The organism is Flavobacterium paronense, assembly GCF_030409795.1.
GTDB lineage: Bacteria > Bacteroidota > Bacteroidia > Flavobacteriales > Flavobacteriaceae > Flavobacterium > Flavobacterium paronense.
Map to the genome: position 1 here is coordinate 2,256,528 of NZ_JAUFQN010000019.1, position 22,104 is coordinate 2,278,631.

The 22,104-nt window shown below is 33.7% G+C and carries 13 protein-coding genes; 7 read left to right on the top strand and 6 right to left on the bottom strand.

Features of this window, described 5'->3' with window-relative positions:
* Positions 1 to 7: 7 nt before the first annotated feature.
* Both QWY90_RS11200 and QWY90_RS11205 read left to right on the top strand, forming a co-directional pair.
* Entirely contained in the window at positions 8 to 4,645 is a 4,638-nt protein-coding gene (locus QWY90_RS11200) for a T9SS type B sorting domain-containing protein (RefSeq protein WP_290286018.1), read from the top strand.
* Positions 4,646 to 4,768: 123 nt separating this feature from the next.
* Complete coding sequence (locus tag QWY90_RS11205; RefSeq protein WP_290286019.1) at positions 4,769 to 7,186, top strand: TonB-dependent receptor; 2,418 nt, start codon at positions 4,769 to 4,771, stop codon at positions 7,184 to 7,186.
* Between the two features lie 164 nt (positions 7,187 to 7,350).
* Here the strand turns inward: QWY90_RS11205 and QWY90_RS11210 are convergent, their stop codons facing one another.
* Positions 7,351 to 8,355 carry a 3-oxoacyl-ACP synthase III family protein gene (locus tag QWY90_RS11210; RefSeq protein ID WP_290286020.1) on the bottom strand — a complete coding sequence of 335 codons (1,005 nt, stop codon included), beginning with the start codon at positions 8,353 to 8,355 and terminating at the stop codon, positions 7,351 to 7,353.
* Between the two features lie 132 nt (positions 8,356 to 8,487).
* Here QWY90_RS11210 and QWY90_RS11215 point away from each other — a divergent pair, with 132 nt between their 5' ends.
* Positions 8,488 to 10,902, top strand: a complete 2,415-nt coding sequence (locus QWY90_RS11215) for a S9 family peptidase (protein ID WP_290286021.1) — start codon at positions 8,488 to 8,490, stop codon at positions 10,900 to 10,902.
* Between the two features lie 40 nt (positions 10,903 to 10,942).
* On the opposite strand, the gene QWY90_RS11220 is transcribed toward QWY90_RS11215, so the two are convergent.
* Positions 10,943 to 11,866 (bottom strand): ABC transporter ATP-binding protein, encoded by a 924-nt coding sequence (locus QWY90_RS11220; protein WP_290286022.1) that lies wholly within the window; start codon positions 11,864 to 11,866, stop codon positions 10,943 to 10,945.
* Between the two features lie 180 nt (positions 11,867 to 12,046).
* On the opposite strand from QWY90_RS11220, the gene QWY90_RS11225 reads away from it, so the two are divergent.
* Positions 12,047 to 15,490, top strand: a complete 3,444-nt coding sequence (locus QWY90_RS11225) for a beta strand repeat-containing protein (RefSeq protein ID WP_290286023.1) — start codon at positions 12,047 to 12,049, stop codon at positions 15,488 to 15,490.
* A gap of 60 nt (positions 15,491 to 15,550) precedes the next feature.
* Here the strand turns inward: QWY90_RS11225 and QWY90_RS11230 are convergent, their stop codons facing one another.
* The 4 genes from QWY90_RS11230 to QWY90_RS11245 all read right to left on the bottom strand — a co-directional run bounded on the left by QWY90_RS11230 (position 15,551) and on the right by QWY90_RS11245 (position 18,861).
* Positions 15,551 to 16,864 carry an ABC1 kinase family protein gene (locus QWY90_RS11230; protein ID WP_290286024.1) on the bottom strand — a complete coding sequence of 438 codons (1,314 nt, stop codon included), beginning with the start codon at positions 16,862 to 16,864 and terminating at the stop codon, positions 15,551 to 15,553.
* A 3-nt stretch (positions 16,865 to 16,867) separates the two neighbouring features.
* Entirely contained in the window at positions 16,868 to 17,539 is a 672-nt protein-coding gene (locus QWY90_RS11235) for a TetR family transcriptional regulator C-terminal domain-containing protein (RefSeq protein WP_290286025.1), read from the bottom strand.
* A gap of 148 nt (positions 17,540 to 17,687) precedes the next feature.
* Positions 17,688 to 18,383 (bottom strand): YiaD family glycine zipper/OmpA-like lipoprotein, encoded by a 696-nt coding sequence (locus QWY90_RS11240; protein ID WP_290286026.1) that lies wholly within the window; start codon positions 18,381 to 18,383, stop codon positions 17,688 to 17,690.
* 4 nt (positions 18,384 to 18,387) lie between these two features.
* Positions 18,388 to 18,861 (bottom strand): lipocalin family protein, encoded by a 474-nt coding sequence (locus QWY90_RS11245; protein WP_290286027.1) that lies wholly within the window; start codon positions 18,859 to 18,861, stop codon positions 18,388 to 18,390.
* A 185-nt stretch (positions 18,862 to 19,046) separates the two neighbouring features.
* Here QWY90_RS11245 and htpG point away from each other — a divergent pair, with 185 nt between their 5' ends.
* The 3 genes from htpG to QWY90_RS11260 all read left to right on the top strand — a co-directional run bounded on the left by htpG (position 19,047) and on the right by QWY90_RS11260 (position 22,065).
* Complete coding sequence (gene htpG / locus QWY90_RS11250; protein ID WP_290286028.1) at positions 19,047 to 20,948, top strand: molecular chaperone HtpG; 1,902 nt, start codon at positions 19,047 to 19,049, stop codon at positions 20,946 to 20,948.
* An 85-nt stretch (positions 20,949 to 21,033) separates the two neighbouring features.
* Positions 21,034 to 21,588, top strand: a complete 555-nt coding sequence (locus tag QWY90_RS11255) for a hypothetical protein (protein ID WP_290286029.1) — start codon at positions 21,034 to 21,036, stop codon at positions 21,586 to 21,588.
* A gap of 75 nt (positions 21,589 to 21,663) precedes the next feature.
* A complete protein-coding gene (locus tag QWY90_RS11260) occupies positions 21,664 to 22,065 on the top strand; it encodes a DUF2721 domain-containing protein (RefSeq protein WP_290286030.1) in 402 nt (133 codons plus the stop codon).
* Positions 22,066 to 22,104 lie beyond the last annotated feature (39 nt).

Sequence of the window (22,104 nt, forward strand, 5' to 3'; positions counted from 1 at the left end):
CCAGATTATGAAAAAATTATTACTCTTAACCTCAATTATGTTGACCACGTTTGGTTTTTCACAACCACTATCAGTGAGTACAACAAGCTACACAGTACCTCAATTGGTAAACAATGTGTTAATTAATTCACCATGTGTCAATGCTAATAACATAACATGGAGTACAGGAACAAACTTTGGTTCTTCAAACGGAATTGGGTTTTTCCAAAATACAAATCCAAATTTTCCGATGCAAAGTGGCGTTGTATTAAGTACAGGAAATGTTCTTAATGCTTCAGGACCAAACACATCATTACTAAATGATGGATCAACAGCTTGGACTGGTGATACTAGTTTAGAGGCAACGTTGGCAGCTGCAGGAATTACAATGGTATCTAAGAATGCTTCTGTTTTAGAATTTGACTTTACGCCAATTTCTCCAAACTTCAGTTTTGATTTTATCTTTGCTTCTGAAGAATACGGAAATTTTCAATGTTTATATTCTGATGCCTTTGCCTTTTTGTTGACTAATATGACAACCGGTGTAACTACAAATTTAGCTGTTCTTCCTAATACATCTACACCCATATCGGTTGTAACTATTAGGGATTTTCAGTATAATTCATCCTGTCCATCTGTAAACGCACAATATTTTGGGAGTTTTAATGGTGGTTCTGGAGCAGCTAATTCTGCTACTAATTTTAATGGGCAGACCAAAGTTTTAACCGCAGCTTCTTCATTAACTCCAGGTGTTCCATATCATATTAAATTAGTAATTGCTGACAGATCAGATCCGCAGTCAGATTCTGCTATTTTCTTGTCTTCAGATAGTTTTAATATTGGGCAAGACGTGCTGGGATTAGACCTAACTACTTCTAGTGGCAATGCATTGTGTTATGGTACAAATCACACAATTGATACTGGATTGAGCAGTTCCAATCACACATTTGTTTGGAAAAAAAATGGTGTTGTTTTACCAAGTGAAACTGGCTCTACTTTAAATGTTAATCAAGCTGGTACTTATGAAGTTACTTATACAAATATTTTCAGTACATGCTTACCGGTAACCGATACAGTTACTATTGAGTATTATCCACAAATAACATCTCCAAATCCAAATAACATTTACAAATGTGATTCTGGTTCACTTACTCGTGATTTTAATTTAGATTTAAACACTTCTGTGGTTAAAAATGGATTGGATCCATTAACCGTTGTTTCTTATCATATATCTCAAAATGATGCTGATAATAATATTAACCCACTCCCATTAATTTATAATAGCCCAAGTGGGCAAACTATTTATGTTAGGATACAATTACCTAATAGCCCTTGTTATATTGTAAAATCATTTCAATTATTATTTGCTCCTGCTCCAATTGCAAATCAAGCTCCAAACTTAATTTATTGTGAAAGAACTAATGGAAGTAATAATGCAGGCTTTAATTTAAATCAACAAACTTCAATAATCTTAAACGGTCAATCATCAACAATAAATGTAGTAACATATTATTCATCATTAAATAATGCTAACAATAATATAAATCCTATTAACAACCCAAGTCCATATATAAATTTAAATCCTATATATTATGTGTCTAGTAATACAACAATATATGCAAGAGTTGAAAATATTAGCGATTCATCCTGTTTTAGTATTACTAGCTTTAATTTAATTGTAAATCCTTTACCAGTTGTTGACACTTTAGAAAATGTAATTGTATGCGCAAGCTATACTTTACAACCTTTAACTAACGGAAATTATTTTACAGCTATAAATGGTGGTGGAACGCCATTACATGCTGGCGATGTAATTACAGCCACACAAACTATTTATATATTTAACCAACCAGGTGGGCCTAACACATGTGGAGCCAATAGTTCTTTCAAAATTACCATTGTAGATGAAAACAATTTAACGCCATCAGATGTAACAAGTTGCGGAAGCTATAGTTTACCTGCGTTAGCATACGGAAAATATTATACTGCTCCAGGAGCTGGTGGAACAGAAATTCTTCCAGGAACCATAATATCTGCCTCACAAATTATTTATTATTATTTTACAACAACAATTCCACCTATCTGTACAGTAAACTCTAGTTTCAATGTTACAATTATTCCTAATATTGAAGTTGGGAATAGACCTGATGTCTTTGAATGTAGTTCTTACACATTACCTGCTCTTACTGCAGGGAACTATTTTACTGGAGTTGGTGGAACAGGGACTCAGTTAGTCGCTGGAACTTCAATAACAGTTAGCCAAACTATTTATGTTTATGCAGTAACAAGCGGAACGACACCTTGCTCTGATGAAGATTCTTTTGATGTTGTTATTGGCATGCCTCAACCTGCAGATATTTCACAATGTAATGGATATACTTTACCTCCGCTTCCTATTGGGAACTATTATAGCGGACCAAATGGCACAGGGGTTCTATTTCCTTATGGAAGTTGGATAAATAATAATATAACTATCTATATATACGCTCAATCTGCTAGTGGCGGTAGTAACTGTACTGATAATATGCACTTTACTTTAACTTTTGCTCAGCCAGAAATTGATGTATTGCCAGATGTTTCAGTTTGTGAAACTTATACACTACCTGCATTAACAAATGGTGAATATTTTACTAATGTTGAAGGAACAGGAACACAACTATATCCTGGTGATGTTATTCTTTCTACTCAAACTATTTATATTTTTAAAAGATTAAATTCAATTTGCTATAATCAAAATACCTTTACAGTTACCATTAATAAACTTCCTGCTATTGATTCGCGTTCTGATATTGATATTTGCGACCAATATGTTTTGACACCTTTAACTGTTGGTGAATATTATACAGGTCCGAATGCAACAGGAACATTACTTGCACCAAACACGGTTATAACTTCATCCCAACTGATTTATATTTATGCCGAATCAAATACAACTCCGGCTTGTAGTATTCAGAATACTTTTCAAATAAATATTTTTTCAACTACAGCGGATTCATTGCCAAATGTAACTGCTTGTGATAGTTATACTTTACCTAATTTAACTGCTAATAATCACTATTTCACAGCTTCTGGCGGATCAACGGGTAGCGGAACTGAAATTTTACCTGGGACTGTAATTAATGCAAGTCAGACAATATATATATTTAAAGAATCTTTAATAAGAACCTCTTTTTCTTGTATGGATGAAACTTCATTTACAATAACTATTAATAATACACCCGTAATTGCACCTATAGCTAATGTGTTTTCATGTAACGCCTATACTTTACCTGTTCTGACAGTTGGTAATTATTATACTGGCCCAAATGCATCTGGAAATTTATTAAATGCTGGAGATATAGTAACAAATAATCAAACAATATATGTGTTTGCGCATACTGCTACCTCACCTGATTGTTCAAGTGAAAGGAGTTTTACAGTTACAGTATTTAATGTAGATAATTTACCAAATGTTACTATTTGTGAAAACTTTACTTTACCAACATTATCAGTAGGAAGGTTTTACACTGGTCCAAATGGAACCGGAACAATCTTAGCTTCAGGTTCAGTTATTAATACATCTATGACCGTTTATATTTATGCTGTTTCGCCATTTATTCCGAGATGTAGTGATGAAAGTTCTTTTACAGTAACTATCATTAATGTACCTGTTGCCAATTCAATTCCTATGACTATAAGAACTACTTGTGATTTAGATGGAACTAATGACGGAATAGTTAATTTTAATTTATCAACTTTATCATCTGCAATTCTTGGAAGTCAAACGGGTGGTGAATTTAATGTCACTTATTACGAAAGTTTAGCAAACGCGACAACGGCTTCAAACCCAATAACTTCTTCTACCCAAACAGTTGTTTATGTCCGAGTTAGTAATACATTGGCTCCTAACTGTTATGATGTAAAACCAATAACTATTGTAGTTAATAAATTACCAGAACCTACACCTATTGATGGAATAATATGTATTGATAGTGAAACTGGAACACTTCTCAATGCCTATACTATGTATAGCGGCTTGCAATCATCAACCCATCATTTTGTTTGGACTAATGAAGCCGGAGATACTGTAGGAACAGCAACCAACTATCAAGCAATTACGCCAGGTGTGTTTACTTTAGTTGCCACAAGTAATGCAACGGGTTGTGCTTCAGCACCTGTAAATGTTACGGTAAGTCCATCTGAACCTGCTATTGTAGCTTATGAAGTGAGTGAAGATTTTGCAGATAACCAATCTATTACGGTGACTGCAACAGGTCAAGGAAATAATTTCGAATACCAATTAGACAATGGCCCATTCCAAGACAGTAATGTTTTTGAACATGTTCCTTCAGGAATTCATACTATAACTGTTCGCGACAAATATGGTTGTGGAAGTACTACTATTCAAGCTTTAGTTGTAAATTACCCTAAATACTTTACACCAAACGGAGACGGTTATAACGACTCTTGGAATATCAAAGATTTATCAAGTCAACCAAGTGCTAATATTGTAATCTATGATCGTTTTGGAAAAGTCCTTACCAAAATTAAACCAAGTAACAGCGGTTGGGACGGAACCTATAATGGCCATTTAATGCCTTCCGACGATTATTGGTTTAGTGTTTCTTATACCGATGAAAATCAAGTTAATCAAGAATTTAGAGCCCATTTCGCTATGAAGCGATAACCTACATAATTACTATGTTGCAAAAACTCCTGATAATCTCAGGAGTTTTTTATGTTAAAGTTTGTAACAAGTAGCAGCTTTTAAAGTCTACTTGTACAATAAATAAACAATCATCAATACATCATGAAGCTTAACATCTTTTTAATCACCTTATTAACTACCTTTTCTTTTTTACAAGCTCAAAATTCTACTCAAACGCCATTCGTATTGGGTAGCATCTCAGGAAAAGTAATCGATAAGAATTCAAAACAACCCATACCATATGTTAATGTTAGCGTTAAACTGGAAGGGAAGCTTATCACAGGCGGAATTACTCAAGAGAATGGAAGTTTCACAATAAAAAACTTGGAACTAAAAGAGTATACCGTTGAATTTCAATTTATGGGTTACAAAAAACAAATAGTCGCTGCAGATTTGTCTACCAATAAGAATGTCAATCTAAATACCATTTCACTCGAAGAAGATGCAATTCAATTAGAAGGTGTTGAAATTGTAAAAGAAAAATCGACCTACGAACAAAAAATTGACAGAAAAATTATAAACGTTGGTAAAGATTTAATCTCTGCCGGAGCAACAGCCGGAGAGATTTTAAACAACATTCCTTCTGTTAGTGTTGATGCACAAACAAATGCCATCAGTTTAAGAGGGAATGAAAATGTTAGGGTTTTGATTGATGGAAAACCTACAAACATTGATCCAGCACAATTACTAAAACAAATTCCATCAGCATCCATTAAACAAATAGAATTAATTACAAATCCTTCGGCTAAGTACAACCCGGAAGGAATGAGTGGAATTATTAATATTGTTTTACACAAAAATGCAAATAAAGGATTTAATGCGAGTATCAATAACGGAGTAACATTTGCTAAAACGCCAAAAGTAAATTCGTCATTTGATATGAATTACAAGGTTGGAAAATTTAATTTTTATGGCAATTACGGATTCAATCACGGTTTGCAAAAAAATCGTGGATTTGTAAATAGTCATCAACCCAATGCTGATAAAACTGTAGATTTTAATTTCGGAAATAAAAACACTTCTCATTTATATAAAATAGGTGTCGATTATTATTTGAATGACTTTAATACTTTATCTGTTTATACCAATCAAAACCTATTTTTATCAAGCGGAAACAGCACAACAACCGTAGATTATCAATCGATTGCCCTTTCAGATATTATTCAAACGAATAAAAGTCATAACAAAAATCCGTCCGGAACTTATAATTTAGATTTCAAACATAAGTTCAAAAAACAAGGAGAAAATATTGAATTAGAAGCCAATTACAACCAAAACAAAGGAACTGAAAATGCAAGATTTGAGACCTTCACAAATACCAGTGATCTTGTTAATTTGAATGATATTAACAACATCAATAACAATACTAAAATCAATTTAGATTACACCAATCCTTTACCCAAAGATGCTAAATTAGAAACTGGTTTAGAAACCCGAATTGAAGATGCCAACAATAATTTCGATAAAAATCAAAGCTTTAATTCTGATTTCAATTACAAAAGAACAATTCATTCTGCCTATGTAACTTATGGTAAACAATGGACAAAATGGGGTTACCAAGTTGGTGCCCGTTTTGAAAATTATACAGCTGATGCCAAGTTTGATGCAGTTGACACGGAAGATACCAACGGAAACGGAAACACTATAGAAATTATTGCTGGCAATTTTAATGACAAAATAAATACCGTTTATCCAAGTGGATATTTGTCTTATAAATTTTCAGATAAAAATACTTTTAATTTTAACTACTCACGAAGAGTTGACAGACCAAGTATCGGGCAAGTAAATCCAATTAGAGAATGGAGTACACCAACCGTAACTTCCGTTGGAAATCCGTATCTGAAACCACAGTTCACAAATTCATTTGAATTGAATTATACTCGAAAAACCAAAATTGGTTCTATTTCAAGTGTGATTTTTTACCGAATAATTAATGACGAAATCACACGTTTGGTAGAAGTTGACCCAAATGACAGTAACAGAAACATATTGTCGTTTGCTAATTTCAAGGATAACAATTCCTATGGCGCTGAAGTTTCGGCAAATTTAGATTTCACCAAATGGTGGAGCGCCAATATTGGTACCGATATTTATTTCAAAAAAATAAGGGGAACTGTTACTTCTCAATTCGTTGAAAAAGATATTTCAATCTTCAACGGAAGAATTAACAATACATTTAAAGCGACTAAAAACCTGCGTTTTCAACTTTTCGAATTGTATCGCGGACCAGAACAAGGATTACAGTTTTTGAGAAAAAGCATGTACAAAACAGATTTAGGAGCCAGTTATAATATATTAAAAGGAAAAGGAACAATCAGCGCAAGAGCAAGTGATATTTTTAACACTATGAATTTCAGCTTTGACGGAACATTGCCTTACAAACAAGAAGGTGCATTTTACTGGGAAAGCAGAAGTGTTTATTTAGGATTTAATTATCGTTTTGGTGGCGGTAAAAATGCTGCGCTACAAAGAAAACAACGCGATAAAAATGAAACCCAAGGAAGCGGCGGAATGATGTAAAAAATATTGAATTTGATTTAATTGTAATGAAAAAGCCATTCGCTGCAGTGAATGGCTTTTTCTATTTTTAAGTTTAGGAGCACAGCAATTTTCCTTATCTAAGGAAAAATCCTCCCGCTATCCGCGCTACATGGTAGCTCGCTCCTATCGGGGCTAAAGACAACCTACCATTTTATAATAGCACTTGCCCAAGTAAATCCGCTACCGAAAGCGGCTAAAACAACGGTGTCTCCTTTTTTTATTTTTCCCTGTTCCCATGCTTCGGTTAACGCAATCGGAATAGAAGCAGCCGTTGTGTTTCCGTATTTTTGAATGTTATTAAAAACCTGATCATCTTTCAAACCAAATTTCTTCTGAATAAACTGTGAAATCCTCAAATTCGCCTGATGTGGAATCAACATATCAATATCAGAAACCAGCAAATTGTTAGCTTGTAATCCTTCATTAATAACTTCACTAAATCGTACTACTGCATGTTTGAAAACAAATTGTCCATTCATATATGGAAAATAACTCTCATCGTCCGGATTCTTATCTGCCAAAATATCAGTAACCCATCTTCCTCCCATACCCGGAGCTAAAACAGCTAACTCTTTCGCATGTTCTCCCTCTGAATGCAAATGTGTTGAAAGAATAGCACTGTCATCATCGCTTCTGCTCAACATTGCTGCTCCTGCCCCATCTCCAAAAATTACCGAAACTCCACGACCACGATCAGTCATATCTAATCCTAAAGATTGGACCTCAGAAGCAACAACCAAAATATTCTTATACATTCCGGTTTTAATGAATTGGTCAGCTACAGACAAAGCATATACAAACCCCGAACATTGATTACGAATATCTAAAGCTCCTACAGTATTCAAACCCAATTCCTTTTGCAAAGCAACACCTGGTCCAGGGAAATAATAATCAGGAGAAATAGTAGCAAAAACTATAAAATCTATAGCATCATATGAAATTCCGGAACGTTCAATAGCTATTTTTGATGCTTTTACACCCATTGTAGTAGTGGTATCTTGACCTCTAACAATGTGTCTTCTTTCCTGAATCCCTGTTCTTTCCTGAATCCATTCATCATTGGTATCCATTATTTTAGACAAATCGTCATTAGTGACAACATTATCGGGAACGTAAAATCCTAAGCCTGATATTTTCGAATGAAACATAAATTTTATTTAATTATTAAAAAACGATATGCTAAATTAAACATTTTTAAAAAGTAACAATTTTATTTTGGTATTTAATGAAATGTAACAACTGCTTCGTAAATTCGACTTATTGAAATCAAACTTATATTTATGAAAAAATATTTCTTTTTATTACTGCTTTTGGGGTTAAGTGTGACAATTGCTTCAGCCCAAGAAAACCTTACCTATCAAAAACCATCTGCTACAATTTTAGCTTTGGCAGATTATGAAAGAGCGCCGAGTGTTAGTATGGATTCTAAAAAAGAGTACATGCTTTTCTCCTATCGAAGCACGTATAAAACGCTTGATGATTTAAATCAGGAAGAAATGCGTCTTGGAGGATTGCGTATCAATCCAATTACAAATATTGCCAGTGCAGTAAATTATGTTTCAAACTTAAAAATTAGAAAAGTAACTGACAAAGCAGAAACCCAAATTAGTGGTTTGCCTGAAAGTGCTAGAATCGCTAACATCACTTGGTCGCCAAACGAAAAGAAAATTGCCTTTACCAATACCATTGCAACCGGAATTGAATTATGGGTTATTGATATAATTTCAGCTTCCGCCAAAAAAATTACAGCAGCCAATTTGAATGCCAATCTGGGAAATCCTTTGAACTGGATGAAAGACAACGAAACCTTATTGGTAAAAATGATCCCTAAAAATCGCCCAATAATAATTGACAGCAAAAAAGATTTGCCAAAAGGCCCAACAGTTTCCTCAAGCGATGGCTCTAAATCACAAAACAGAACCTATCCTGATTTGTTAAAAAACAAAACCGATGAAACTAATTTTGAAACTTTAATGACTTCAGAATTATACAAAGTTTCTCTTTCCGGAAAAATAGATTTATTTAAAGCTGTTGATTTATATGCAGGAGAAAGTTTTTCGCCTGATGGAAATTATTTAATGATTACTAGGATACAAAAACCATTTTCTTATATAGTTCCTTACAGTCGTTTTCCACTAAAAACTGTGGTATATGACAGCAGCGGAAAAGAAATTAAAACCGTAAATGATGTTCCGCTAAATGAAGTAATTCCAAAAGGATTTTCATCAGTAAGAAAAGGAAAAAGAAGCATGAGTTGGAGAGCTGACAAACCTGCAACATTGGCTTATGTTGTAGCACTTGACGAAGGTGACCAAGCCAAAAAAGCGGATTTCAGAGATGAACTTTTCTCTTGGGATGCACCATTTTCTAACGAACCAAAATCTTTATTAAAAACACAACAACGTTTTGATGGCGTTATTTGGGGTAATGAAAACACTGCAATGGTATCAGATGAATGGTATGACACCCGAAATACAAAGACTTATTTAATCAATCCATCTAATCCAACTCAGGCTCCAAAAATTATTTCAGACAGAAATTCTCAAGACATTTATGCTGATCCTGGGAATTTTGAAACGAAAAGGAATGAATACAACCGCTATGTTTTGGCTATCGAAAACAACAATGCTTATTTAATTGGTGACGGATTTACCAAAGAAGGTCAGTTTCCTTTTATTGATGAATTTAATTTGAACACATTAAAATCAAAACGCCTTTACACCTCAGCTTTCAAAGACAAAAAAGAAGATTTGTTATCGATTGAAGATTTCAAAAAAGGTGATGTTTTGGTTCAAATTCAATCTAAAAATGAGTTTCCAAACTATTATTTCAGAAACCTGAAATCGAAAAAATTAACGCAACTTACCAATTTCAAAAATCCGTTTGAAAGTATCCGAAATGTTTATAAAGAAGTAATCAAATACAAACGTAAAGATGGTGTAGATTTATCGGGAACACTTTATTTACCCGATGGTTACGACCGAACTAAGAAAACAGAAAAATTACCTTTGTTAATCTGGGCTTACCCAGAAGAATTCAAGGATAAAAACTCAGCAGGGCAAAACAAACAGAATCCAAATGAGTTTACATTTCCCTATTATGGTTCATTTGTGTATTGGGTAACCAAAGGGTATGCTGTACTTGATGATGCTTCGTTTCCAATTATTGGTGAAGGAACTACAGAACCAAATGACACCTTTATGACGCAATTAGTTGATGATGCTGAAGCTGCAATTGATGCTGTAGATAAATTAGGGTACATCAACAGAAAAAAATGCGCTATTGGCGGACATTCTTATGGTGCTTTTATGACCGCAAATTTGTTGACACATTCTAATTTATTTGCTTGTGGAATTGCAAGAAGTGGCGCATATAATAGAACTTTGACTCCATTTGGATTCCAAAGTGAACAAAGAAATTATTGGGATATTCCAGCTATTTATAATGAAATGTCACCTTTTATGAATGCTGATAAAATGAAAACCCCTTTACTCCTGGTTCATGGCGATGCGGATAATAATCCTGGGACATTTACGTTACAATCCGAGCGCTATTTCCAAGCTTTGAAGAATTTGGGTGCGCCAGTTCGATTGGTTTTATTACCAAAAGAAGCACATAGTTACGTAGCTAAAGAAAATATTCTTCACTTGCTTTGGGAACAAGACCAATTCTTGGAGAAATATTTGAAAAACTAAAGTTCGAAAATAGAGAAAGACAAGCCCTGAACTTAAAATTTCAGGGCTTCTTTTTTAAATAGCTTTGGCTTCCAACGACCAGTTCATTTTCACTTTCAAAAAATATAGTTTTATTACTATGACTGGCTTCAATCAGATAATGATTTCCTAAAAAATAAGATTTTACAACCTCAACTTTTAGCTTAGATTTTTCTACAATAATCAATTGATTTGGATAAATAAGTTCCGTTTTTCCATTGATTATAATTTCGTTTACATCGCCAAAAAGTGAAGCAATGTATTTGGTTTTTGGATTGTCGTAAATTGCTTTTGGATTACCTCTTTCTATGAGCTGTCCATCTTTTAAAACCAATACTTCATCTGCAAAAGAAAGCACATCTGAACTATCATGTGTGGCGAAAATAGTGGTGATTTTTTTTTCGTTTAGATAACTAAAGAGTTTTCTACGCAAGCTGTTTTTTCTGAAATTATCAATATGACTAAATGGTTCATCCAACAATAAAACTTCGGGTTCAAGAGCTAAAACTCTTGCTAATGCAACACGCTGCATTTGTCCGCCACTTAAATTTTTTACTTTTATATTGGCATATTCTTTCATTTCAACAATTTCCAAAAGTTCAGCAATGCGCTCTTTTTTTTGTTCCGGATAAATATTTGAAAGATATTTCCCGATATTTTCTGAAACGGTTATAAATGGCATCAAATCAAAATCTTGTGCCAAATATTTCATAAAATCCATTCCCGGAATCAGATTGTATTTTGGTCCAAATACTTCTTTAGTATTCCAAAATAATTGTCCCTCATCTAAGTCATATAAGCCATAAATAAGTTTGAGTAAAGTACTTTTACCACAACCACTTTCACCAATAACTGCCAAATTATTTCCTTTTTCTAATTCAAAAGAAATTGTGTTAATTGTTATTTTTTCTTGATAAGAAAATGAAATGTTTTTGACTTTTAGCATATTGTTGCATGATTTACAAAATTGAGCAATCTAAAATGAAATAAAAAATATAATTGGGAACACTTTTTAAAATCTTACCGTCATTTTCATACACTTTATAGATTTTAAACTTTTTTTTATACATTTTCTGAAATTAGATTTACTTTTGTATACCCATTATCTTTTAATATACAACGATTTATGAAATTGAAAATCTACATTTACTTATCCTTTCTTTTAGCTATAAATTCTATTTATGCGCAAGTTGGTATTGGAACAGCTTCTCCTGCGTCATCTTCAGCTTTAGATATTACCTCAACCAATACAGGCTTGCTAATACCAAGAGTAGCTCTATTAAGCACGAGTGATGTGGCAACAATTACTTCTCCAGCGACTTCATTATTAGTTTACAATTCAGGTTTTGCACCTAATGGCTATTATTACTGGAATGGTTCTTTATGGGTTCAATTAGCTACTGGTAACAACACAGATTGGTCACTATCCGGAAATTCAGGAACCAACCCAACCACAAACTTCTTTGGAACTACAGATGATAAAGACATTGTTTTTAAAAGAAATAATGCAAGAGCAGGTTATATTGGCGATGCGGTTTATGATTTATTTTCATTTAATTCAAATAACGGAAACACCTCATTTGGTGCTAATACAATGTTAAACCCTACTGTTAATGTCGGAACTCAAACTGGAGTAAGAAATACCGGTTTTGGTGTGAATGTAATGCCTGGATTATCAACTGGAGTTAGGAATGTTGGAATTGGTGAATTCGCTTTATTTTCAAATACAACAGGAACAGAAAATACTGCTACAGGCTCTGGCGCATTATTCTCTAACATTATAGGAAAATTAAATGTTGCCATTGGAAGAAATGCATTAACCTCTTCAGACGCCGATAATAATACGGCAGTTGGCGCAGCAGCTATGAGACTAAACACTTCGGGCACAAACAATACGGCATTAGGATTTGAAGCGCTAAGAAATAATGTTTCGGGGACTGGAAATGTTGGAATTGGCTATCAGGCAGGTAGATTAGAAACAGGTAGTAATAAATTATATATTGCAAATACAAATGCTGATGCTTCAAATGCTTTAATTTATGGTGAGTTTGACAATAAAATTCTAAGAGTTAATGGAAAAGTTGGCGTTAATGCAGCACCAACATCAACATTGGATATAGCTGCGGTTAATGCAACGGGAGCTACTACAAACGTAGATGGTATATTAATTCCAAGAGTAGATAGACAAAGAGCACAAGGCATGTTAGGTACACCAACAGGAACTTTAGTTTATGTAAATAGTATTGCTACCGGTACTGCTGCAGGAACTGCAGTTAATATAACATCCATAGGTTTCTATTTTTATGACGGTAGCGTTTGGCAAAAATTAGTAACTGGAACATTAACAAATGATTGGTCTATACTTGGTAATACCAACATTGTTGATGGAACCAATTTTATAGGAACGGGCGCCGCTACTAATGTTGATATAGCCTTTAAAAGAAATAATGCTGCTGCAGGTAAAATAGGAGCCACAAGTACATCATTTGGTGTTGGCGCATTGACTTCTGGGGCTGCAACTAATAGTACCGCTTTTGGTAATAACGCCTTATCAGTTAGCACTGGTAGTAATAATGTTGCTATTGGTCAAAATGCATTACAAAATTGTAATACAACTGCACAATGGAATACTGCAGTTGGAACAGATGCTTTAAAAGGAATAAATAGTAATGCTGCACAAGATAATGTAGCCATAGGTTATGGAACTATGAGCTTGGGAGTAGGTAATATCAGCCAATGTACTGCAGTTGGATCAAGAGCCTTACTAAGTAGCACTGGTGCAAATAGTACTGCAGTTGGGTTTTATGCTCTTGGTGGAGCTGCAGGCACACAAACTGGTGCAGATAACACCGCTGTTGGAGTAAGTTCATTAAGACAAAACACAAGTGGCGCATCAAATACTGCAGTTGGTACTAGTTCGCTTCAATTTAATGGAGGTTCAAGTAATAACGTAGGAATTGGTCATTCTGCTTTGCGGTCTGGTGGTGGAAATTCCGTAGCAGTCGGTGTTAATGCTCTAATTTCAAATACAGGCGCTAATAATACAGCTATCGGCTTTTCAGCTGGAAGTGGTATCACCACAGGAATTGGCAATGTATTTATAGGTAACTCAGCCGGTTCAACAGAAACTTTGGCATCTAGTGATAAATTATATATTACTAATTCCGCCACGACACCTATCACTTCGTTAATATATGGAGAATTTACACCTGCAGCGCGAATATTGCGAACTAACAGCACTTTTCAAATTGGCAACCCTGCAGGAACTGGTTATGTTTTTCCAAAAGACAGAGCATTATCTAACAATCAAGTGATGAAAACAGATTTAGCTGGTAACCTGACATGGGTTGATTTATCAACTTTAGAAACCGATCCTCAAGTTACTTCAACAGTAACAAGTAGCATTCCTAAATGGAACGGTACAACACTAGTTGATGGCGTTTTAGTTGATAATGGAACTAATGTTGGAGTTGGTATGACTCCGGTTGCAGGAAATAAACTAGATGTGAGTGGTAAAACTAGAACAACGAGTTTAGAAACAGCTAATTTACAAATGACTGCCGGCGCAACTGCTAATTACGTTTTACAAAGTGATGCTATAGGAAATGCTACTTGGGTTAATCCAACAACATTAACCATTTCAGAAATAGACCCACAAGTTTCATCAGCAACTTCAAGTGTTATACCAAAATGGAACGGAACTACTCTAGTTGATGGTGTAATGGTTGATAACGGAACAAATGTGGGCGTTGGAGTAACACCTTCTGCTGGAAATAAATTAGAAGTTAATGGTAAAACTAAAACTACTGATTTGCAAATGACAACCGGCGCAAATGCTAATTACGTTTTACAAAGTGATGCTACAGGAAATGCTTCTTGGGTTGATCCAACTACACTAACTATTACAGAAACTGACCCACAAGTTTCATCAGCAACTTCAAGTGTGGTACCAAAATGGAACGGAACTACTTTAGTTGATGGCGTAATGGTTGACGACGGAACTAATGTTGGTGTAGGCGCAACTCCTTCTGCTGGAAATAAATTGGAAGTTAATGGTAAAACCAAAACTACTGATTTCCAAATGACAACGGGCGCAACTGCTAATTACGTTTTACAAAGTGATGCAACAGGTAATGCTTCTTGGGCATTACCAAACAATACACTTTCTGTAGTTAGAACAAATTTAAGTGCAGGGCAATCTCTTGGGACAGGTGGTTGGCAAAAAATAAATTTTGATACCGTAGTTTTCGATTTGAACACAGAATTTAATACAGGAACAAATCGGTTTGTAGCAACCAAAGCGGGATATTATGAAGTAAATGCTGGCTATCACACCAACAATCAAGGGAACACACAATTCTACTCGATAGGTGTATATAAAAATGGCGCTTTATACCAACAAACTACAGGCAATCATTATAATGTAGGGTATGTTTCCAGAAATGTAAATTGTATTGTTTATTTAGATGCTTTAGAATACATAGAAATCTTTGCTGAAAACTTTCAATCGGGAGTTACTATTGATTCTTATCCAGGAAAAACTTTTTTTGAAGTAAAACAAATTCGATAAAAACAAGAGCGAAACTCATAAATAAAGAATCGCTCTTATCAAACTTACCAATAAAAACACCTAACTAATAATATATTTTTCGTAAGACTTTGTATCAATGCGGGCTTTCAAATCATGGAGTAAATTGTAAAGTCCAAAAAATGTTCTGTTGATATATAAAAAGTGTTTTGAACCTCTATTACCATTCATTTTTCTGAGTTGCGTATCTTTTGAAAACTCCTCTCCCATTTGTGCAATTTTTCCAAAGAAATCTTCATCAGAAAAATCAAAATAATCATCATGAAATGGTTTCGTGAATAAACTTAATAAATCATAAAATATTTTGGTGAAATATTCCAATTCTACTTTAGAATCATCAGCTCGTAAAATTTCTAACTCGTATAACTTATCATTAAATAAATCTGGATTGCCTATGATTTCAGGTTTCGCCAATTCAAAATAAGGAATATAAAATTCCTCAGGTACCTGTTTTATACAACCAAAATCAATGGCAACTAAATTATCGTTACTATCTATCAAAAAATTTCCGGGATGTGGATCAGCATGTACTTGTTTTAAATAATGCATTTGATACATATAAAAATCCCACAATGCTTGGCCTATTTTATCTCCTTTACTTCTGTCTACATTATGAGCTGTGAACTCAGACAAATGTTCCCCATCAATCCACTCCATCGTTAATATTTTCTCAGATGAGAACTCAGGATAATATTTTGGAAAACGTAAATTAGCTATCTGCTTACACCAATCAGAAACTTCTAAACTTTGTTTTAGTTCTAAAACATAATCTGTTTCCTCTAACAATTTGTTCTCAACTTCTATAAAATATTTTTCAGAATCTTTACCTTTTAAATTAAACATTCTTGTAGCAAATGGTTTGACCAAAGCCAAATCAGAACTTATACTATCCGCCACTCCGGGATATTGGATTTTCACAGCAAGCTTTTTCCCATCTTTGGTTGCTTTGTGTACCTGACCGATACTCGCAGCATTCATAGCATTCGGAGTGAAGGAATCGTATATGTCTTCAGGATATTTACCTAAATATTTTTTAAAAGTTTTTCTAACTAAAGGAGCAGATAAAGGCGGCACTGAAAATTGTGATAACGAAAATTTGTCTACATAAGCTTGCGGCATAATGCTTTTGTCCATGCTCAACATTTGTGCAACCTTTAAGGCACTACCTTTTAAGTTTTTTAATCCGTCATAAATATCTTCGGCGTTATTCTCGTTCAATTTATCACGGTTCAACGATGGATTAACCATTTTCTCACCATAATAGGCAACATAGTTTCCTCCTACTTTAATACCTGTTTTCACTAATTGACTGGCACGTTCTATTTTTCCTGTTGGAATTTTATCTAAAGTTTTCATCAATTATTGTATTTTTTCTTTCCAAAGAAATTTTCCCAAATCAAACAAACTTTCTAAAGGTTTAGTGTCTAATAAATCGACAACAGTGTTAACTGATTTCTCTATTAAAATATCAGTCTTCTCAAAGCCTATAGATGTATCATCCATCCAAAACTTTAACAAAAACAAAAACTGTAACCAAGCGCCTTCTGAAAAAACCGGTTCTGTTACTTTAGTAATTTTTTCATTTTTATTTGATGAATCGGAATGAATTATCGATGTTATAAATTCTTTAAAATGAGTTCTAAAACCTTTCAGGCTTTTCAAATTCTTCAATCCTTCTTTGTTTTCTTTCAATGTGAACAAAACATAACTTCTATTCAAAGTCAATATTTCAAACAACGTAAAATATAACGTTAGCAACTTATTTTTATCAGAATACTTATCAAAAGCTTCTTCCTTTTCAATTGAAGCTACTGCATTTTCAAAAAACTTTATCCAGATGCATTGTTTAAGTGAATCAAAAGAACCGAAAAAAGAATAAAAATCACTTTCCTGAATACTATGCTTCTTGCAAAAGGAATAAACATTTTTTGGCTCTTCATTATGTTCTAATACATCATTCATAAATAATGATATAATTTGAATATCATCTATTAACTCCTTCTTTGTCTTTACTTGTTTTGCTGTAGCCATGATATTGATTTTAAATGTACTTGACAAAGATACGTTTTGTTTAACAATTTAGAATAATAACTAAACAAAAAGTTTTGTTAAATTATAAGGGATAAAAAAAGCTGCCTTTTTTAAAGCAGCTTTTTTGTATTTAAGAATAAGGAAAAAATTATTTCCCTGCTTCTTTTTGAGCGTCTTGTACCATTTTCTCGTTCGCTGTAATCGCAAACTCAACACGACGGTTTTGACTTCTTCCTTCAGGAGAATCATTAGTTGCTACTGGATCAGCAATACCTAAACCTGTAGTAACAAATCTAGATGCTGACAAACCTTTTCCAGCTAAATATGATTTAACAGAAGCTGCTCTTTGATCAGATAATTTTAAATTATATTCTGCCGAACCTGTACTATCTGTATAACCATAAATTTGAATATTAGTATCCGGATATTGATTAAACACTGGAATTAATTTATCCAAATTATTCTTTGCAGTTGGTGTCAAAGTTGATTTATTAGTATCAAAACGAACCGAATTTTCACCTAGAACCAATTTAATCCCTTCTCCTACTCTTTCTACTTGGGCACCAGGCAAAGCAGTTTGAATTTCTCGGGCTTGTTTGTCCATTTTATTTCCAATCACACCTCCAGCTACACCTCCAATAACTCCTCCTAAAACAGCACCAAGAGCACCATTTCCGCCTTTACCTATATTATTCCCTAAAATTCCACCTAAAACTGCTCCACCAACAGCACCAATCGCTGCTCCACGTTGCGTTTTATTTGTATTCTTTACTGCCTCACAACTTGTGAAAATAGTTGATAACAATAGTAAAATCGCTACTAAAATTGTACTTGTATTTTTCATATTTTTAATTTAATCGTTCAAATTGGTATACTACATCCGTTAATTTTCCAGCTACATTAATCTTGTCAATAAGCTGAAAAGAATTTTCGGTTTGATTAGCAACTCCTAAAACATAACCTGATTTAATAGTTTTTGCTTTTGACTCATCTAATATTTTCAAAACAAACTGACCTTCTTTGTTAATAAACCAAGTAATTGGTGTACTGTAAGCTGTACATTTTGGACTTGTCAAAGCCAAATTACCTTTGTTGTTATTAGAAATAAATTTCCATGTGCTCCCAATAAAACATTTTGAGTCAGCCAAATCAAAAGATGTTACCTTGATTACATCCGAACCAGGATAATTAACTGAAACTATTTGCCAATTCCCTTTGATTGCAACTTGAGATTTTGAATCTAACTTTGTGCTTGTAGCCGAATTTGATTTACAAGATAAAATCAAAACTGATAGTAAACTTATTAAAATAATTTTTTTCATTCTTATTGTAATTTATAATTAATAGTGCAAATATACGCCGATTTTTAATTTGGAATTTACATAATACTGTAGAATTGTTTCAAAATTAAAGTAGACTTATAGTGCGTCAATTTGTCATAACAAATATAATTGGTACTAGTTTTGAGTAGCAGGATTAAAATTGTTTAACCAAAAAATAACAAAACATGACAACAGGAAAAATTAATGTATCCGTAGAAAACATCTTTCCGTTAATCAAGAAGTTTTTATACAATGACCACGAAATTTTCTTGCGTGAATTGGTCTCAAATGCAACTGATGCAACATTGAAATTAAAACATTTAACCAGTATTGGTGAAGCCAAAGTCGAATATGGCAATCCGATTATCGAAGTTAAAATTGACAAAGAAGGCAAAAAACTACACCTAATCGATCAAGGTTTGGGAATGACTGCCGAAGAAGTGGAAAAATACATCAACCAAATTGCTTTCTCCGGAGCAGAAGAGTTTCTAGAAAAATATAAAGACTCTGCTAAAGATTCAGGAATCATCGGTCACTTTGGACTCGGATTTTACTCAGCCTTTATGGTAGCTTCTAAAGTGGAAATTATCACCAAATCTTACAAAGACGAACCAGCTGCTCATTGGACATGTGACGGAAGTCCAGAATTTACTTTAGTTGCATCTGACAAAACCGAAAGAGGAACCGAAATCATACTACACATTGCAGAAGATTCTTTAGAATTTTTAGAAGAATTCAAAATACGTGAATTGTTGACTAAGTATAACAAGTTCATGCCGATTCCAATTAAATTCGGAACCAGAAAAGAAAAAATCGAACAGAAAAAAGGAGAATCGGTTGCCGAAGAAGACAAAGACACTATTTTCACTGAAGTGGAAGTTGATAACATCATCAACAATCCAAATCCGGCATGGACCAAACAACCAGTTGACTTAACTGATGAAGATTATAAAGACTTTTACCGCGAATTGTATCCTATGCAGTTTGAAGATCCGTTATTCAACATTCATTTAAATGTAGATTATCCTTTTAACCTGACAGGAATTTTATATTTCCCAAAAATGTCTGCCGATTTGCAATTGCAAAAAGACAAAATCCAAATGTATCAAAACCAAGTCTTCGTTACTGATAACGTTGAAGGAATTGTACCTGAATTTTTAGGTATGCTAAAAGGTGTGATTGACTCGCCAGATATTCCTTTGAACGTTTCTCGTTCTGGATTGCAAGCAGATAGTAATGTGAAAAAAATATCGAATTACATCACAAGAAAAGTAGCTGATAAATTGAAATCATTATTCACTGAAAACCGTGAAGATTTCGAGCAAAAATGGAACGATATCAAAATTGTATTGGAATACGGAATGCTTTCTGAGCCAAAATTCTATGAAAAATCAGGAGATTTTATTTTGTATCCAAGTGTTGATGATAAATATTACACTTTGGCAGAACTGAAAGAGGCCATTACTGAAAACCAAACTGACAAAAACGGAAAATTGGTAGTTTTATATGCTTCCAATAAAGATGCACAACACGGTTATATCGAAATCGCTAAAGAAAAAGGATATAAAGTATTGTTGTTAGATTCTCCAATCGTTTCGCATTTAATCCAAAAACTAGAAAGCGATAATGAAAACCTGACTTTTGTTCGTGTAGATTCTGACCATATTGACAAACTAATTCAAAAAGAAGACACTCAGATTTCTAAATTATCAGAAGATGAGTCGAAACAATTGAAAACGGTTTTAGAAGAAATTGTACCAAAAGCAAATTACTCGGTTCAATTAGAACCAATGGACAGCACAGCAGCACCATTCATCATAACGCAACCTGAATTCATGCGAAGAATGAAAGAAATGAGTCAATCCGGAGGCGGCGGAATGTTCGGAATGGGTAATTTCCCTGAAATGTATAATTTGGTTGTAAATACCAATTCAGATTTGGCAACAACCATCTTAAATACTTCTGACAAATCAGCTCAGGAAAGTTTGGTAAAACAAGCTTTGGATTTGGCAAAAATATCTCAAGGATTATTAAAAGGCGAAGAGTTGACAGCTTTTGTAAAGAGAAGTTTTGAACTCATAAAGTAATTAGGCAGTAGCCAAAAGTCACTAGTTAAAAAAACCTGTAAGTTCAAACTTGCAGGTTTTTTTATATTTTAGCAAAAAAATGAAAATGAAAAAAACCCTCCTTCCAATCCTATTTTTATTTATGGTAAACCAATCCTATTCGCAAAGGATTGCCTATATTGTGACAACCCAAAATGACACTATTTCAAACTTAACATTGAAAAATAGCTTCGTTTTTAAGAATAGTCTATTGATGAATCTTCAGGAAAAACTCATTGTTGAAAATCAAGAAGGAGTACAAAAAACGTATTTACCAAGTGACTTAAAATCATTCATGCTCTATTACGATGGTGAAAAAATTCAATATGAAAGTATAGACAACAAGGTATTTGGAATATTGATGTATACTGACAAAATAAAATTGGTAAAAATAAATACACGCAACTACTTTATTTACGCTTTCACAAGGCCAAATAATGGCAAAACATCTTATATGGAAGGAAAAGGCTTGAGCAGACGAATCACTTTAAATGTAATCACAAGGGAAATGGGAGATTGTCCTTCAACAATTAAAAAAGTGGAAGACGATATTCTAAAAGTACATTATGAAGAAGGTGTAATAGAACTTGTTAAGGATTATGAAGCCAATTGCCTGAAATAAATCATAAAAAAATGCGACAACAAACAATATAAACCCCGAACTTCGTGCTTCAAACTTCGTAAATCGTATTTCATTATGACACTCCACATCGAAACCCCAGCCCTACTCTTCTCAGCAACATCATTGATATTGTTAGCTTATACCAATCGTTTTTTAACTATTGCACAAATCGTTAGAAGCTTAAAGAAACATTATGATGAGAATCATACCAAAAGTATTTTACTCCAAATTAAAAACCTCAACTTACGTTTATCTCTAATTAGATACATGCAACTTTTTGGGGTGCTTTGCCTATTCCTATCCGTTTTCGCTATGTTTTGCTTGTTTCTCGAAGAACAAATAATTGGCATATATCTTTTTGGCGCCAGCTTACTAACTTTACTAATTTCATTGGGAATTTCCTTTTGGGAAATCAGTATTTCGGTAACGGCTTTGCGTTTACACTTGAGTGATTTGATGGAAGAGAAAAAAAAATAATACTAAAATAAAAAATCCCAAACACTCGCTTGGGATTTT